General features: G+C 38.8%; 14 protein-coding genes. 5 read left to right on the top strand and 9 right to left on the bottom strand.

Annotated elements, in window-relative coordinates; genetic code table 11:
- Positions 1-111: 111 nt before the first annotated feature.
- Both RI844_RS09295 and RI844_RS09290 read right to left on the bottom strand, forming a co-directional pair.
- Positions 112-2,526, bottom strand: coding sequence for a choice-of-anchor B family protein (locus RI844_RS09295; RefSeq protein ID WP_348398169.1), 2,415 nt, complete (start codon positions 2,524-2,526; stop codon positions 112-114).
- A gap of 59 nt (positions 2,527-2,585) precedes the next feature.
- Positions 2,586-3,218 carry an outer membrane protein gene (locus RI844_RS09290; RefSeq protein ID WP_348398168.1) on the bottom strand — a complete coding sequence of 211 codons (633 nt, stop codon included), beginning with the start codon at positions 3,216-3,218 and terminating at the stop codon, positions 2,586-2,588.
- Positions 3,219-3,535: 317 nt separating this feature from the next.
- Between RI844_RS09290 and RI844_RS09285 the strand changes: the two genes are divergently transcribed.
- Positions 3,536-5,011, top strand: coding sequence for a M28 family peptidase (locus RI844_RS09285; protein WP_348398167.1), 1,476 nt, complete (start codon positions 3,536-3,538; stop codon positions 5,009-5,011).
- Positions 5,012-5,244: 233 nt separating this feature from the next.
- Here RI844_RS09285 and rpoD read toward each other — a convergent pair whose 3' ends face one another.
- The 4 genes from rpoD to rpsU form a co-directional block, all read right to left on the bottom strand.
- Positions 5,245-7,086 carry an RNA polymerase sigma factor RpoD gene (gene rpoD, locus RI844_RS09280; protein WP_348398166.1) on the bottom strand — a complete coding sequence of 614 codons (1,842 nt, stop codon included), beginning with the start codon at positions 7,084-7,086 and terminating at the stop codon, positions 5,245-5,247.
- A 126-nt stretch (positions 7,087-7,212) separates the two neighbouring features.
- A complete protein-coding gene (dnaG, locus tag RI844_RS09275) occupies positions 7,213-8,973 on the bottom strand; it encodes a DNA primase (protein ID WP_348398165.1) in 1,761 nt (586 codons plus the stop codon).
- A gap of 129 nt (positions 8,974-9,102) precedes the next feature.
- Positions 9,103-9,549 (bottom strand): GatB/YqeY domain-containing protein, encoded by a 447-nt coding sequence (locus tag RI844_RS09270; RefSeq protein WP_348398164.1) that lies wholly within the window; start codon positions 9,547-9,549, stop codon positions 9,103-9,105.
- Between the two features lie 24 nt (positions 9,550-9,573).
- Positions 9,574-9,789 (bottom strand): 30S ribosomal protein S21, encoded by a 216-nt coding sequence (rpsU, locus tag RI844_RS09265; protein WP_068544693.1) that lies wholly within the window; start codon positions 9,787-9,789, stop codon positions 9,574-9,576.
- 202 nt (positions 9,790-9,991) lie between these two features.
- Between rpsU and tsaD the strand changes: the two genes are divergently transcribed.
- On the top strand, positions 9,992-11,005 hold the full coding sequence (tsaD, locus tag RI844_RS09260) for a tRNA (adenosine(37)-N6)-threonylcarbamoyltransferase complex transferase subunit TsaD (RefSeq protein ID WP_348398163.1): 1,014 nt from the start codon (positions 9,992-9,994) through the stop codon (positions 11,003-11,005).
- A gap of 175 nt (positions 11,006-11,180) precedes the next feature.
- Here tsaD and plsY read toward each other — a convergent pair whose 3' ends face one another.
- Positions 11,181-11,765: a glycerol-3-phosphate 1-O-acyltransferase PlsY gene (plsY, locus tag RI844_RS09255; RefSeq protein WP_348398335.1), complete on the bottom strand. Its 585-nt coding sequence runs from the start codon at positions 11,763-11,765 to the stop codon at positions 11,181-11,183.
- Positions 11,766-11,920: 155 nt separating this feature from the next.
- Between plsY and folB the strand changes: the two genes are divergently transcribed.
- Genes folB through RI844_RS09240 form a run of 3 tightly spaced genes read left to right on the top strand, consistent with a single transcriptional unit; the run spans position 11,921 to position 13,644 of the window.
- Positions 11,921-12,304: a dihydroneopterin aldolase gene (gene folB / locus RI844_RS09250; RefSeq protein WP_348398162.1), complete on the top strand. Its 384-nt coding sequence runs from the start codon at positions 11,921-11,923 to the stop codon at positions 12,302-12,304.
- Complete coding sequence (folK, locus tag RI844_RS09245) at positions 12,304-12,795, top strand: 2-amino-4-hydroxy-6-hydroxymethyldihydropteridine diphosphokinase (RefSeq protein WP_348398161.1); 492 nt, start codon at positions 12,304-12,306, stop codon at positions 12,793-12,795. The genes folB and folK overlap by 1 nt, the downstream gene beginning before the upstream one ends.
- 54 nt (positions 12,796-12,849) lie before the next feature.
- Positions 12,850-13,644, top strand: coding sequence for an undecaprenyl-diphosphate phosphatase (locus RI844_RS09240; protein ID WP_348398160.1), 795 nt, complete (start codon positions 12,850-12,852; stop codon positions 13,642-13,644).
- Positions 13,645-13,825: 181 nt separating this feature from the next.
- On the opposite strand, the gene RI844_RS09235 is transcribed toward RI844_RS09240, so the two are convergent.
- Together RI844_RS09235 and RI844_RS09230 are read right to left on the bottom strand one after the other, a co-directional pair.
- Positions 13,826-14,188, bottom strand: coding sequence for a hypothetical protein (locus tag RI844_RS09235; RefSeq protein WP_348398159.1), 363 nt, complete (start codon positions 14,186-14,188; stop codon positions 13,826-13,828).
- 150 nt (positions 14,189-14,338) lie between these two features.
- Positions 14,339-15,607: a multifunctional CCA addition/repair protein gene (locus tag RI844_RS09230; RefSeq protein WP_348398158.1), complete on the bottom strand. Its 1,269-nt coding sequence runs from the start codon at positions 15,605-15,607 to the stop codon at positions 14,339-14,341.
- Between the last annotated feature and the right edge of the window lie 105 nt (positions 15,608-15,712).

Raw genomic sequence — 15,712 nt, 5'->3', positions numbered from 1 at the left:
TGATTTGTTATTAATGATAATAACCAAAAGCGGCGGCAAGTATAAGCATTTTTTATTTTGTTGTCACCACTTGTTGTTTAAAAAGTTTTAGTTTTAGTTTGTTTGTTGTTTTTATGAACAAATCTTGGCTTTTCTTCTAGAAATTGCTGCGGCGATAGCGAATAATCCATAAAAGAGGCTGCCGCCGCCGCTGGAGCTTGTAGGTTCGAGTGGAGGGTTAGGCGTCACAATAATAGCTTCTATTACTATTGTTATGCTGACCGAATCACTTGCACTTAAACCGGTTGCATCTGTTGCCGTGAATGAAAAAGTTAAAGTGTCATTAATTTGCGGAGCAGTAAAGGTTGCGGTTAATTGCTGATTATTGTTAATGGTTACAGGTTGTCCTGCTATTTGTTGCCACTGATAGCTAAGTGTATCTTGGTCTAAATCACTTGCGCTGGCATTTAGAGTAACATTACTGCCTGCTTGTACTTCTTTGTTTGTACCGGCATTAACATGTGGGGTGTTTTCCCCATCTGTTGCCGCTATTGTTATGGTTGCTAAGTTTGGTTGGCTTAAGGTTGCACCATTTTTTGGATCGAACAGTCGAATGAATAATATTTCGTTAGGCTCTGCCAGGTTATCTGAGGTAATGTCGATGCTGATAGTTTTATCTGTGCTTTCCTGATCTTGCCAAGATAATGTTCCTTTCGCTAAGGTGAAATCATCACTGCTCGCAGAACCAGTAACTAACTCCCAATTAACCTCTATATTATCTTGAAACTGATCATGTCGGCGTACATTTACTTGAATACTTTGCCCTTCGCTGGTTGAAAAGTTCTGGTTAGTAAAACTTAAACTACCTTGTTCAACATCTAAGGTATTGTCCTTTAAGATGTATAAACCACTGTTAATATCACTCGCTAATATATTACCACTAGGCAGAAATGGATATACTCCCCAGGCGCCATGAAATGAGGAGTTGTCTGAAATAGGGTAGGTGTCAAAAAAACCTGACTCTACTGGTTGCGTAGGATCAGTAATGTCAATGACAGTAATGCCGCGCTCGTAATTTGACATATAATAACGATTGCCTCTTACATAGCCATTATGATCAATAGCCTGAGTATCACCTGTCCAGATAGATAATAAACTTGGCGCAGTTAAGTCAGTAATATCAAATAACCTTAACGTTGTATTTAAGTTAAAGTTTTGTTCGTCAAGCTCATCATGAACGAGCATTAATAATTTATCTTCAGTGTACCAACCTGAGTGAACATAAGAGGCATTGCTATAACTTGTTGTGCTTAGTTTTTCAGGTGTTGAGTTTTGAGTCTTATCCCATAATTGGAAATTATCTTCATTGAAATCGAACATCACTTCACAATGGTTTGTGCCATTTACGCATTGGCTGTTTGTGCGTTCATCATCTATCACCATAGAAGATGCATCGTGAGTGTATTGGCTGCGATTATTAGTTGGCTTGTAAACGCTAACTAAACTGGTAGGATCTGCAAGACTGTAGGAATTATAACCACCACCATTTTGATTAGAGCCGGCTATGTGTAGATATGGTTGCATGCCGGTAATGGTGACCCCTGTAGAGTAATCGACATTACTTAAATAGACATTGTGGGCATTTAAATCGGTTTTATCATTCGCTTTGATAGTGACCGTATTCGGTAATTGGTTTAAATCTAAAATTAATAAACCTGTTGTGGCATTGTCGGCGGTTACATAGGCATAACTTTGCCATTTGTTAATGCTGATATCGAAATATTGATATACCTTGATATCTCGCCAAATTGTTTCTTCACTTGCTATTGTAGTGATAACAACTGGCGCTACAGGCTCTGATACATCAACAATGCCAATACCATTACTTAAGCCTATTAAAGCGTATTCTTTATTATCATTTAAGTCGTAATGCCCCCAAATATCATTGCCTTCGGCAGGGTTTGTTGCAAACATATTTAGAGGGATATGAGCTAATAAATCTAAGTTATTACAAGCATGATCTCCAGCATAACCATTACTGCAGACAGTATTAACTTGTTTTTCCTGTAGACGATTAAACGCCGCAAGTTTTGCTTTAATTATGCTTTTATTGTTTGCTGTACTGTTGTCTATTGCTTTTTTGTCAGCTATTACGGTAAAGCCTTTGTCGGTAAGTGTTTGTACATAATCAGTGGGTACACCAGTGAGGTAGGTGATATTATTTGCTTGCTGGTGATTAAAGTTATCTTCAGTTTGATAATTACCGCGAATTGGAATCAAATCGCTGAGTAAATAAAATAGCGTATCTACGTTTTCTATATGATAGCTACCTTTACTCAACCGTATTTGATCACCCTTGTTAGCGTGTTGAGCAGCATAATTTATGGTTTTACATGGTGTTGTTGCATTATCGCATCTACCTGCATCAATGCCTTCAGGTGATACATATCTCGCTTTGTCATGCTCCGCATGACTTAGTGCCTTATCACTGTAATTTGCTGTGATAATAACCAAAAATATAATGCTGAGATTAAGTTTAAATTGCATTGTTTTAGTTTAGGTGAGTTGTGAGATAACCCCTAGCTTTTGTAATAAATAGCTTTGAGTTAAAATCGGTAAGTTAAACCGGCAGTAAATTCACCCTGTAGCCACATGTTGCTATTTGTTCTCATAACGCAGCCTTTATTTCCTGAGCAGAATAAGTAACCATCACTATCAAAAAATGTTGCGTAGCCTCTAGCATCTAGCCTTAGTGAAAAACTCTCTGAAAAATTAAATTTTGCCCCTATCCCTAAGTTCGCAGATGGCCTTGTTTCTGAGTCTAGGCTACCATCTCCCGGTGCAAGGTGAGCAATACCTAAGCCACCACCTATATAGATTGGTACTTTGCCTTCACTTACGGTTACCGTGCCACCAATGTGCAAATAGCTAATGCTTATTTCCATATCGTCGAGTTGAATATCACCATCAAACTCAGTGTTAGAGTGGCTAAAAAGTAATTCGCCAGTGCGGTTGTAGTCAAACTCCCAACCAAGAATTATGCCGGCACTCGCATCATTAAGAAAATCTACTTCAAAGGGCTCTTCTCCTTCTTCTAAGTCTTCATCGTCTTCAAAGTTATCTGAAGTTCTTTGGCCTGCAAAAATAGTGATATCCCAATAGTCTTCGGAATCAGCTTGTGCAATGGAGTTTGGAGAAAAAAACGCACAAATAAGTAAGGTAAGTAAGTGTTTTGTCATGGATAAATTTTATTGTTTTGTTATGACTTTATGATATGCAGGGATCGCAATTGCTGCAAGTATATAGTTGATAATATTCCAAGTACCTAGTTAACGACGCTTGTCTCTAGCTTTTGATCTTAGTGGTGTATCTGAGGGGTAAATTAAGGCGATAATTATGAGAACAATGCGCAGCCACGAACAAAGGCAATGATCAATCATTAGCTTGTTGAAATGCTCGTATTGACAGTCAGTAATAATTGCTGCATTTATAATCAATCCTTGACAGTTAAATAGCGCTAAGTAAAGATAAAACAAAACTAAGGAAAGAGGATTACATGAGTAATATTTATAGAAAAATAACAATAATACTGGTTTTTAGCGTTTTTCCCGCCTTGGCAGAAACTAACGAGATTGACAAATTAATTGATGCAATGAAAAGTCAAACGCCTATTTTAGAAGACTTACAACAGTTAACTGATGAAATAGGCCCAAGACTTACTGGTACAAAAGCAAATGAAAAATCACTAGACTGGGCACTAAAAAAATTTAAACAAGCGGGGGTTCAAGCTCAAAAAGAGTCTTTTGCAATGCCAAGTTCATGGAGTGAGCAGAGCGCCAGTGCAATCATTTCGGGGAAAAATATTTATTTCTCAGCTCGCATCGCAGCAATGCCCTTTACCAAAGGTACATCAAGTAGTGGATTAACAGCCCCGATTATAAATATTGGTAAAGGTGAACTTGCAGCATTTAAACAGCCAAACCATTTAAAAGGTAAATGGTTACTTGTTGAAACTGCAATACTTGATGATAAAGTTGGTATCCATGGATTATTTCAAGAATATATAGATGCGGTAGGCATTGAACAGCGTGCCATAAATGTTGAAGCTGCAGGGCTCATCTATATGTCGTCTCGTGAGAAAAACCTACTTTATCGACACCTTCCAAGTAAAGGAGCAGATAGTAAACTTGCCATAGTTGTTATTGAACGTGAACAAGCGTTAAAAATTAAACGCCTTTTAAGTAAAAAACATTCATTAGTATTGAATGCCAAACTCGATATTACTAGTGAAAGCGCCTATAAAACGCAAAATGTTATCGCAGAAATCAAAGGCTCAACTTATCCAGATGAAATTGTCCTACTTGGTGCACATATTGATTCCTTTGATATGGGGACCGGTGCTCTAGATAATGGCTCTAATGTCACATTAGTTATTGATATAGCTAGGCAAATAAAAAAATTAAATATTGTTCCAAAGCGTACTATTCGATTTGCCCTTTACAACGGTGAGGAGCAAGGGATATACGGTTCATGGGGATATACTAAAACCCATATTGAACAATTAAGTAAGCACGTTATGACCTCTACCATTGATATTGGTACCGGAAAAATCAGCGGTTTTTTCACCAATGGTAGAGCTGATATTATCCCTGCACTGAATAAGGTACTGCAACCCGTTCAAGAGCTTGGCCCGTTTGAGCAAATTAATGTACCTGTAGTAGGCACAGATAATTATGATTTTATGATGAATGGAGTAGCAAATATTGTTGCCAACCAGCAAGATGCCAATTACGCTTCAAATTATCATGCTCAATCAGATACGTTTGACAAAGTTGACCAAAAACAATTAAAACTTAATGCTGCTATTATGGCCGCGATGACATTAGGTTTTGCCAACTTAGAAAACATAACTTGGAAACAACAAACAACTGAACAAGTTGAAGCTATGGTTCACTCGTTTGATATTGAGTCATCGATGAAAACGTTTGGTTTATATAAGAGCTGGAAAAATAAAACACGTCCTGTTCGATAATCCTAACTATTGAGGTATATAACTGTATGCCTTAACTCTTTATATTTAACCTATCAATACATTGACTTAACCTACAAAAATATTTTGCATTAATCAATCTCAAATTTTATGCTGAGCAAAGGCTAACCTATAAAATAGCAAAAAATGAAGATTTTCATTTTAATTGAAAATATATGAGGGCAATAAAAAAAGCCTGCGAATGCAGGCTTAGTTTTATATGTTACTTGCTGGCCTTATTCGCCGTCTAAGAAACTCTTAAGTTGCTCAGAGCGAGAAGGGTGGCGAAGTTTACGAAGTGCTTTCGCTTCGATTTGACGAATACGCTCACGTGTTACGTCAAATTGCTTACCAACTTCTTCTAATGTGTGGTCAGTATTCATGTCGATACCGAAACGCATTCTAAGAACTTTAGCTTCACGGGCGGTTAAACCTGCTAATACTTCGTGGGTAGCATTTTTAAGGTTTTCTGTGGTTGCTGCATCAACAGGCAATTCACCGCTACCATCTTCAATAAAGTCACCTAAGTGCGAATCTTCATCATCACCAATTGGTGTTTCCATTGAGATTGGCTCTTTAGCAATTTTTAAGACCTTACGAATTTTATCTTCAGGCATAACCATACGTTCAGCTAATTCTTCAGGAGTTGGCTCGCGGCCCATTTCTTGAAGCATTTGACGAGAAATACGGTTTAGCTTGTTGATCGTTTCAATCATATGTACCGGAATACGTATAGTGCGTGCTTGGTCGGCGATTGAACGTGTAATTGCTTGACGGATCCACCAAGTTGCATAAGTTGAGAACTTATAACCACGGCGATATTCAAACTTATCAACGGCTTTCATTAAACCGATGTTACCTTCTTGGATCAGATCTAAGAATTGTAAACCACGGTTGGTGTATTTTTTAGCAATTGAAATAACAAGACGTAAGTTAGCTTCAACCATTTCTTTTTTCGCTCGGCGAGCTTTCGCTTCACCAATTGACATACGACGGTTGATGTCTTTAATACTTTGTACGCTTAAGAACGTTTCTTCTTCAAGGTGTGTAAGCTTGTATACGCAACGCTCAATGTCGAAAGAAACTATTTTTAATTTTTCTGAATAAGAGTGACCGGCTGCAATTTCAGCTTCTAACCATTCGGTTTCGGTTTCATGACCTGGAAAAATTTTGATGAAATGAGTTTTTGGCATACCAGCGCCAACAACACAGTGCTTCATAATCAAACGTTCTTGCACACGAACTCGGTCCATTACATCACGCATGCCTTTAACTAAGCGATCAAATAATTTTGGAATTAAGCGGAATTCTTTAAAGCATTCAGAAATAGCATCGATAGCTTCAACTGAATCTTGATGATTACGGCCTTTTGCTTCAATTACTGTATTCGCTGCTTCGTAGCGTTTACGTAATTCAGTGAAGTGTTCACGAGCAAGTTCAGGATCTGGGCCTGTATCTTCCTCTTCTTCATCTTCATCGTCTTCAGAGCCTTCGCCATCTTCATCTTTAAGATCTTCTTGTGAAAGTTCAGAGCCAACGTGCGTTGCAGTTGGTGCAACCTCGTCTGGTGCGTCTGGGTCTAAGAAACCGATAATGATGTCAGTTAAACGTAATTCTTCAGCTTCAAAGTTATCCCACTGCTCTAACAAGTAGTTAATTGCTGGCGGGTATTCTGAAACACTACGTTGTACTTCTCTGATCCCTTCTTCGATACGCTTGGCGATAACAATTTCGCCCTTACGAGTAAGAAGTTCTACGGTACCCATTTCACGCATATACATACGAACAGGGTCAGTTGTGCGGCCAATTTCACTTTCTACAGTGGCTAATGCTTGTGCTGCAGCTTCGGCAGCATCTTCATCAGTATTGGCTTCGGCCATCATTAATTCATCGGCATCAGGTGCGTTTTCAAACACTTGAATACCCATGTCGTTAATCATGCGAATAATATCTTCAACTTGGTCAGAATCAATTATATCTTGTGGTAGGTGATCATTCACCTCAGCAAAAGTTAAATAACCTTGCTCCTTACCTTTTGTGATAAGTTCTTTTAGTCTAGATTGTGGGGCTTGAACCATTGACGAAAGTCCACCTATTTGGCTATCAAAATACGAACAGTAAAGGACGAAATTATAGCAAGTTGAATAAAGAAACGCCAGTTTAGATAGTTAAAACAATTCATAAAATTGTTTAAAAACGTATATTTAGCTCTGCGCATTAAGCAAAGACTGGAGTTCTTGTTTTTCCAACGAGTTTAATTGTCCCAAACGGGCTTTTTGTAACAGTAATTCTGTACGATTTTCTACGAATGTGTTAATTATTTTTTCTAAAATGTCACTAAACACATCTTCTGCAGCGTCATTATCTATATGGTGTTCCCATACAAGTAACTTCGCTAATATTTTTCCTTGCTCAGTACCGCGCCAACTTTCGATTATTTGGCTGCTAGTGATGCCTTTCCTGGCTTTACATTTCTGCATAAGCTCTTTAAATAAGTTTATACCTGGTAACTCTATCGGTTCTAATACCGATAAATCGGGTAGAACTTCTACTAGATGGGGATGCTCAAGCAATAATGCAATAGCTAAACGAATAGGAGTTGCTTTTGTTTTTGACTTATTTGCTTGCTGTTGTGCAGGTGGTTGATTTTTATTTAGTTTTGCAAGTTGCTGTTCAGAGCCCGTACCAAATTTATTTGCTAATTCATTTAAAATAGAATCTTTTAAGGTGCTGTCAGGTAGCTTTTGTAAATAAGGCTGAAATGATTCAACTAAAGCAGCTTTACCTTCTAATGAATTTATATTTACTTGGCCAAGTAAATGCTCAAATAAAAATTGCGATAACGGTTTCGCTTCATCAAGTATTTTTTCAAAGGCCTGTTGGCCTTTTTTGCGTACTAAGGTGTCAGGATCTTCGCCATCGGGAACAAATACAAACTTTAAAGAAACTCCATCTCGTATTAGCGGTAGAGCATTGTCCATAGCTCGCCATGCTGCTTCTCTGCCTGCCCGGTCGCCATCGTAACAGCAAATTACTTCTTTTACGGTGCGAAACATTGTTTGCAATTGCTCTTCAGTCGTTGATGTGCCAAGCGAAGCGACCGCATAATTTATGCCATGTTGAGCTAAAGCGACTACATCCATATAGCCTTCAACTACTACTAAGCGGTTAAGGTTTTTACAATGCTGCCTTGCTTCATATAAACCATACAATTCTTGGCCCTTATGATAAATTCGAGTTTCAGGCGAATTTAAATACTTAGGTGTACCGTCAGCTAAAACCCTGCCACCAAAACCAATAACACGACCGCGTTTATCTTTAATAGGAAACATCACTCGGCCGCGAAAACGATCGTACGGACGATTTTTGTCACCCTGAATGGCCATTCCTAAATCAACAAGCTGCTTTGAGTTTTGGCTAGAATTGCCAAATACATTCATCATGTCGTCCCAGCTGTCGGCGCAATAACCAATGCCAAACTGTTTCACAATTTCGCCGGTTAAGCCGCGGCCCTTCAAATAATCAATGACTGTTTTGGAATCAGTATGGGTCTTGAGGTTTTTTTGATAAAACTGACTTATTTTGCCGAGTAATTCATAGTCGTCTTGCTTTTGTTTATGGGCCAATTGCTGGCGTTTTTGCTCTGCCGGTGTTTGGGTGTTTTGCTCACGCTCTACCTCTACACCGTTATAACTTGCTAACTCTTCGATAGCATCGACAAACTCCAGTCGATCATATTCCATGATAAAACTAATCGCATTGCCATGGGCGCCACAACCAAAACAGTGATAAAACTGCTTATCTCTACTTACAGTAAATGAGGGACTTTTTTCTCCATGAAAAGGGCAACAAGCCTGATAGTTTTTTCCGGCTTTTTTTAATGGCACTTTGCCATCAACAAGATCAACAATATCAGTACGAGCTAATAAGTCGTCGATAAAAGTACGTGGGATCATACCGGCCATAGAAAAAGGATATCGTCCAAGAAGGTTAATAAAAACATAAGAATTAACTATATCAAATAGCAGTATAAATGATATAAAAAAACCGCAATAACTAAATAGTTAATGCGGTTCTATTAAATTCGAAACTAATTATGCGTTTAAGGTGGCTCTTACCTGACCACTAACTTGGCCTAAGTCTGCTTTACCTTGCATTTGCGGTTTTAATATTGCCATTACTTTACCCATGTCAGCCATAGAAGCTGCACCGGTTTGGGTAATAGCAGCTGAAATTAGCTGGGCTATTTCATCCGCACTTAGTGCTTGTGGAAGGAACTCTTCCAACACTGTAATTTCGGCTTGTTCTTTAGCTGCTAATTCATCACGGCCACCTTGGGTGAACATGGTTACAGACTCTTTGCGTTGTTTGATCATTTTAGTGATTAACGCAAGGATCTCTGTTTCTGACATATCTTTTTGATTGTCAATTTTAGCAAGCTTAATAGACGACAATGCCATGCGAATAACGCCAAGACGAGGTTTGTCTTTGGCACGCATGGCAGTTTTCATCTCTTCGTTGAGTTGGCTTAGCAAACCCATAACTAAAAACTTATTACCTAAGTCTTAGTATAAACGAACGCGACGAGCGTTTTCGCGAGAAACTTTTTTAGCGTGACGCTTAACAGCTGCTGCTTTCTTACGCTTACGTTCCCAAGTTGGTTTTTCGAAAGATTCGCGACGACGAACTTCAGAAAGGATACCTGCTTTTTCACATGAACGTTTAAAACGACGTAGTGCTACGTCAAACGGTTCGTTTTCTCTTACTTTAATTACTGGCATTTTTGCCCTCACCTCTAGTGAATACTGCGACGCTTGGTAATATTTAACCAAGCCGATTAAAATTGGTGCAGCATTTTAATCCGAACCTTAAGTAGATGTAAAGTTTTAAATGGCTTTTTTATTTAAAACGGTGGTTAAATTTTGATTTGAGCGCTATGATCCGCATAATTTCCTTATTAATGTAATTTTTGGTTAACAATTTATGCGAATTTTAGGTATAGAAACCTCTTGTGATGAAACTGGTATTGCTATTTTTGATGAAGAAAAAGGCATTTTAGCGCATCGCCTTTATTCACAAATTGCCGTACATGCTGATTATGGTGGTGTTGTGCCTGAATTAGCTTCGCGTGATCATGTAAGAAAAACTATTCCTTTAATAGAAGAAGCACTAAAGGAAGCGGGTTTAACCCCGCAAGATCTTGATGGAGTTGCTTATACTGCTGGCCCAGGTTTAGTCGGCGCATTATTAGTAGGTTGTTCTATAGGACGGTCCCTTGCTTATGGCTGGGATTTACCTGCAGTGCCTGTGCATCATATGGAAGGACACTTGTTAGCGCCTATGTTAGAAGATGATGTACCTGAATTTCCTTTTATAGCGCTATTGGTTTCGGGCGGTCATACCATGTTAGTACGTGTTGATGGCATCGGTGAGTATGAGTTGCTGGGCGAATCCGTCGATGATGCTGCCGGTGAAGCGTTCGATAAAACCGCTAAATTATTAGGCTTAGATTACCCAGGCGGTCCGGTGTTAGCAAAAATGGCAGAACAAGGCACGCCCGGCCGGTTTAAATTCCCACGGCCAATGACCAATAAGCCAGGTTTAAATTTTAGTTTTTCTGGGCTTAAAACTGCTGCTGGTACTACGATTCGTCAAGAAGACACAAGCGCTCAAACTAAAGCTGATATTGCTTATGCGTTCCAAGAAGCAGTTATTGATACATTAGCAATTAAGTGTAAGCGAGCTTTGCAGCAATGCGGTTTAAAACGCTTAGTCATTGCCGGTGGTGTAAGTGCTAATACGTCATTGCGAGAACAATTGGCTGTTGTAACTAAAAAATTGGGTGGTCAAGTTTATTATCCACGCCCTGAATATTGCACTGATAATGGCGCAATGATTGCGTATGCAGGCATGCAGCGCTTAAAGTCAGGAGTAAGTTCAGATTTAACTTTTAAAGCTAACCCTCGCTGGCCGTTAGATACGTTACCGCCGGTTTAATTTCAAAAATATATTGATAAACCAATGGCGTCATTCCCGCGAAGGCGGGAACCCACTTACAAACGATATTACGTGGTTAATTTTTACAACTTACGTGGTTAATTCTTTCGAAGCTATTACTCAGCCTAAATTTGGTTGGTCTGAATTTATTCGGACGTTATTCTCTAAGTGACGCTCAATTCGATAGCTTATCTTCTGTGCCTTTGATTAAACGGAGGATGTTACTACGATGTTTAAACAGAATGAGTAAAGAAAGCATAGTTACTGAGTTGGTATATAAAGGCTTTAAAATCCAGGTGTAAAATGGGGCAAGTGATACTGTCACAATTGCCGCAAGTGATGAATACCTTGTAGTTTTGGCGACAAATACCCAGGTTACGATTAATGCTAATGCAAATCCCCAGCTTATAGGTGCCAGCGCGCCAAAAGCGGTAGCAACAGCTTTTCCGCCCTTAAAGTTAAAAAATATTGGGTACATATGACCCAGACAGGCTGAAATAGCAATAAAGCCCAGATATATAGGTTCTACACCTAATTTGTAAGCACCATAGACTGGAATCGCTCCCTTTAATACATCAAAAATTAACACCGCCAACGCTGTAGGCTTGTCACTCATTCTTAATACATTGGTTGCGCCGGGGTTTTTAGAGCCTTGGGTGCGAGGATCAGGTAGCCCTCTTAACTTGCAAATTAAAATAGCACTTGAAATTGAGCCGAAAAAATAAGCAGCAATGAATATGCAAAGTGCTAAAAATAACATCATAATTGCTCCTTATTATTAAATTGTGATGGTTAAAAAAACGCCAGATACTTTATTCTGCCATTCTAACAATCTATTTAGTAGTTTTTCTACTACACAATGAGGTAAAATTTAGACTTATTTGTTTTTAATATTAAATTTCGGTGATTTTTCGCATGGATATAGTGTTTATTGAAGGTTTGCAGGTGCAAACTACCATTGGTTATTACGAGTGGGAAAAGAAGATCAAGCAACTTTTGGTGTTTGATTTGCAAATGGGCACAGATACCAGTAAAGCTGCGATTGGTGATGAATTGGCGAAAACGTTAGATTATGCTGAAATTTCAACATTAATTGATGAATTTGCCAATGCTAACGCGGTTGATTTAATTGAAACGCTAGCAGAGCGCTTAGCGAGTCATCTAATCAATGAATACGGTATTAAGTGGTTAAGACTAAAAGTTTCGAAACCAACAGCTGTAAAAGAAGCTAGCGCTGTTGGGGTAATTATCGAGCGTGGAAGTAAAACGAACTCCTCTAATAATGGTTGCTGTGCGTAATGGCTGAGGTTTATATATCAATTGGCAGTAATATTGACCGTGATGTGCAAATTGTTGTCGCTGTTAATGCCTTAAAAGTTGAATTTGGCAAGGTAGAATTGTCGTCTGTTTATGAATGTGCGCCTGTTGGTTTTATCGGGGATGATTTCTACAATCTAGTGGCGAAAGTTGAAACCGATAAGTCACCAGCCTATATAGGTGAGTTATTAAAGCAATTAGAAAAACAGCAGGGCAGAGTAGACTTTTCTAAAAAGTTCAGTGCCCGGAAAATGGATTTAGATATTTTGCTTTATAATGATTTGGTTATGGATAACCCTGTACAAATCCCACGAGATGAAATACCTAAAAATGCTTATGTATTGGAACCGCTTGCCGAGTTAGCGCCAAATATGGTTCATCCGCTATTAAAAATTACTTACCAAGAGATGTGGCAAAGCTTTGATAAGAGTCAACAGCATTTGCAAAAGATCCCATTTACCTGGCCAGCCTAAATAAAGTGCGCTTAAACAAAATTTTAAAAGAGAAAAAGAGAAAAGAATAAGAATATGTCCACTATAGAGATTATTATCTTAGCGATAATTCAGGGTTTAACTGAATTCTTACCAATATCGAGCTCGGCTCATTTAATTTTACCTTCACAATTACTTGGCTGGGCAGACCAAGGCTTAGCGTTTGATGTGGCTGTGCATGTAGGCACATTACTTGCGGTTATTACTTATTTTCGTAAAGATGTTGGTACCATGTTTTTTGCCTGGACCAATTCTATCGTTAAGCAAGAACTTAATGCCGATAGTGCTATAGCGTGGTGGATTCTTTTTGCCACAATTCCTGCCGGTTTGTTTGGTTTTTTTGGTAAAGATTTTATTGAAGAGCATTTACGCTCAGCCGCGGTAATAGCAATTACTACAATTGTTTTTGGTTTATTACTTGGCTATGCAGATATTAAAGGCAAGCAAACAAATGAAATTCATATTGGATTTAAAGAGGCGATGTACATAGGACTGGCGCAAGCTGTAGCGTTAATTCCAGGCACATCCCGTTCTGGTATCACCATGACAATGGGCTTGATGCTAGGTTTAACTCGCGATGCCGCTGCCAGATTTTCGTTTTTATTATCAATTCCTGCTATTGCCATGGCTGGTAGCTATTTAACATTTAAATTAGTGTTAGCGGCTAACGGCGTTGATTGGCAAGCAATTGCTTTTGGGTCTGTAGTAGCGTTTGTAAGTGCTTATGCTTGTATTCATTATTTTTTAATCTTATTAGACAAACTAGGTATGATGCCGTTTGTGATTTATCGATTGCTGCTCGGGGTGTTTTTGATCTGGTTTATAATTTAGTAATGAGTAACGAGAAGCGATAAACGATAAACGATAAACGATAAACGATAAACGATAAACGATAAACGAGAAGCGATAAATTTGGAGTGACTCCGATTGGAGTGCTCCTAACTAGAAAGTGTTATCGCCATATCTAATATTAACGCAATACCCAATATTAACGTCATACCCAATATTAACGTCATACCCAACTTGTTTGGGTATCCATAATGGATTCCCGTCGCCACGGGAATGACATAAAGTCTGGGAATGACATAAAGTCTGGGAATGACATAAAGTCTGGGAATGACATAAAGTCTGGGAATGACATAAAGTCTGGGAATGACATAAAGTCTGGGAATGACATAAAGTCTGGGAATGACATAAAGTCTGGGAATGACATAAAGTCTGGGAATGACATAAAGTCTGGGAATGACATAAAGTCTGGGAATGACATAAAGTCTGGGAATGACATAAAGTCTGGGAATGACATAAAGTCTGGGAATGACATAAAGTCTGGGAATGACATAAAGTCTGGGAATGACATAAAGTCTAGGAATGACATAAAGTATGAGAATTACATAAGGTACGGGAATGGCATCGGTACGGGAATGGCAGTGTGAGGGAAGTGCTCTCTTTTTTAAACCCGCAACCGGCGCATCAGCGTCGTCCCGAACTTGATTCGGGGATCTCATTAGGTTTCTTATTTATAGGCTTATTTAAGCCCCTGCTTTGAAAGCCATTGTTTCTTAACGAGTGCAATGGCCGCCACTTTTGCCTTATCAATGGCTATTTTTATTTCTTTGCCTTTAAGCCCTTGTTCAACAAATTGTTTAGGGCTTATTTGTTTGCAGGCTTGAAACGCTGCTCTTAAATATTCAGCTTGAGGATAGGTAGAATTCTCTTGTCCTAACCGGCCAGTGCTGTCGGCATGGCAGCTTAATAAAAATAGTTCAAAATCATCTGCTTTTCGCCAAACATCCAGTTTATTGAACATGTTCAAAACTGTATCTGCTCTAAGTTCGAACGCTCTATGGCTATGTAAATGGAATTCGCAAACCATCAAACTTATGCGCTTAATTTGATTAGGTACTTTAAGCTGTTGACAAATATTTTCTACTAAGGGTAACCCTGATTTTTCATGGCCATGATGGGTTGGCCACTTAACCTTTGGTGTTAATCCCTTGCCTAAATCATGCGAGAGAGCGGCAAAACGAACACTAATATCTTGGCTAAGTTTTACTGCTTGTTGTAACACCATTAAGGTATGAATCCCGGTATCTATTTCACCATGGTGGGCTTCTGGATTTGGTATTCCCCAAAGCATATCTAGGTCGGGCCAGAGTACTTTTAAAGCCCCTGTTTCACGTAAAATATTAATGAATACTTCTGGATTATCCTCACTTAAAGTGCGTGAAAATTCTTTCCAAACTCTGTCAGGGGTTAAATTTTCAAGTTCACCTTTAGCAACCATGTCTTGCATTAATTTTATAGTTTCGATGGCAACGGTGAAACCAAGGTAATAATACCTTGCGGCAAAACGGGCTACTCGCAACACCCTGAGTGGGTCTTCTGAAAACGCCGATGAAACATGACGTAATACTTTTTCTTTTAGATCTTTCTGGCCATTAAATGGGTCAATAATATTGCCATTGTCATCTTGTGCCATTGCGTTAACGGTTAAATCGCGACGACGTAAATCTTCTTCAATTGTAACATCTGGCTCCGCATAACAAACAAAACCGGTGTAGCCTAACCCTTGTTTTCTTTCTGTGCGCGCCAGAGCATATTCTTCTTTAGTTTCTGGATGTAAAAATACCGGGAAATCTTTGCCAACTTGCATAAAGCCAAGTGACAACATTTGCTCCACACTTGCACCGACTACCAAGTAGTCATGTTCAACAATTTTCCTACCTAATAATTGATCACGCACAGCGCCGCCGACTAGGTAAGTATTTAATGTAGAGGTATAATTGGGCTTCATTTATTAAAAAGAGTTAGTTTTTGTTGATAGTTTGCCAGTCTATAACAAATTGAATGGTTACGGGTATAATTAAATAGCGTCAAATTTTGATTTATGTGTATACTC

The organism is Thalassotalea fonticola (assembly GCF_032911225.1).
In the GTDB taxonomy this organism is placed as follows: Bacteria; Pseudomonadota; Gammaproteobacteria; order Enterobacterales; family Alteromonadaceae; genus Thalassotalea_A; species Thalassotalea_A fonticola.
Note: the sequence above shows the minus strand (reverse complement) of the source record. Positions and strands in the feature narration are given on the sequence as shown.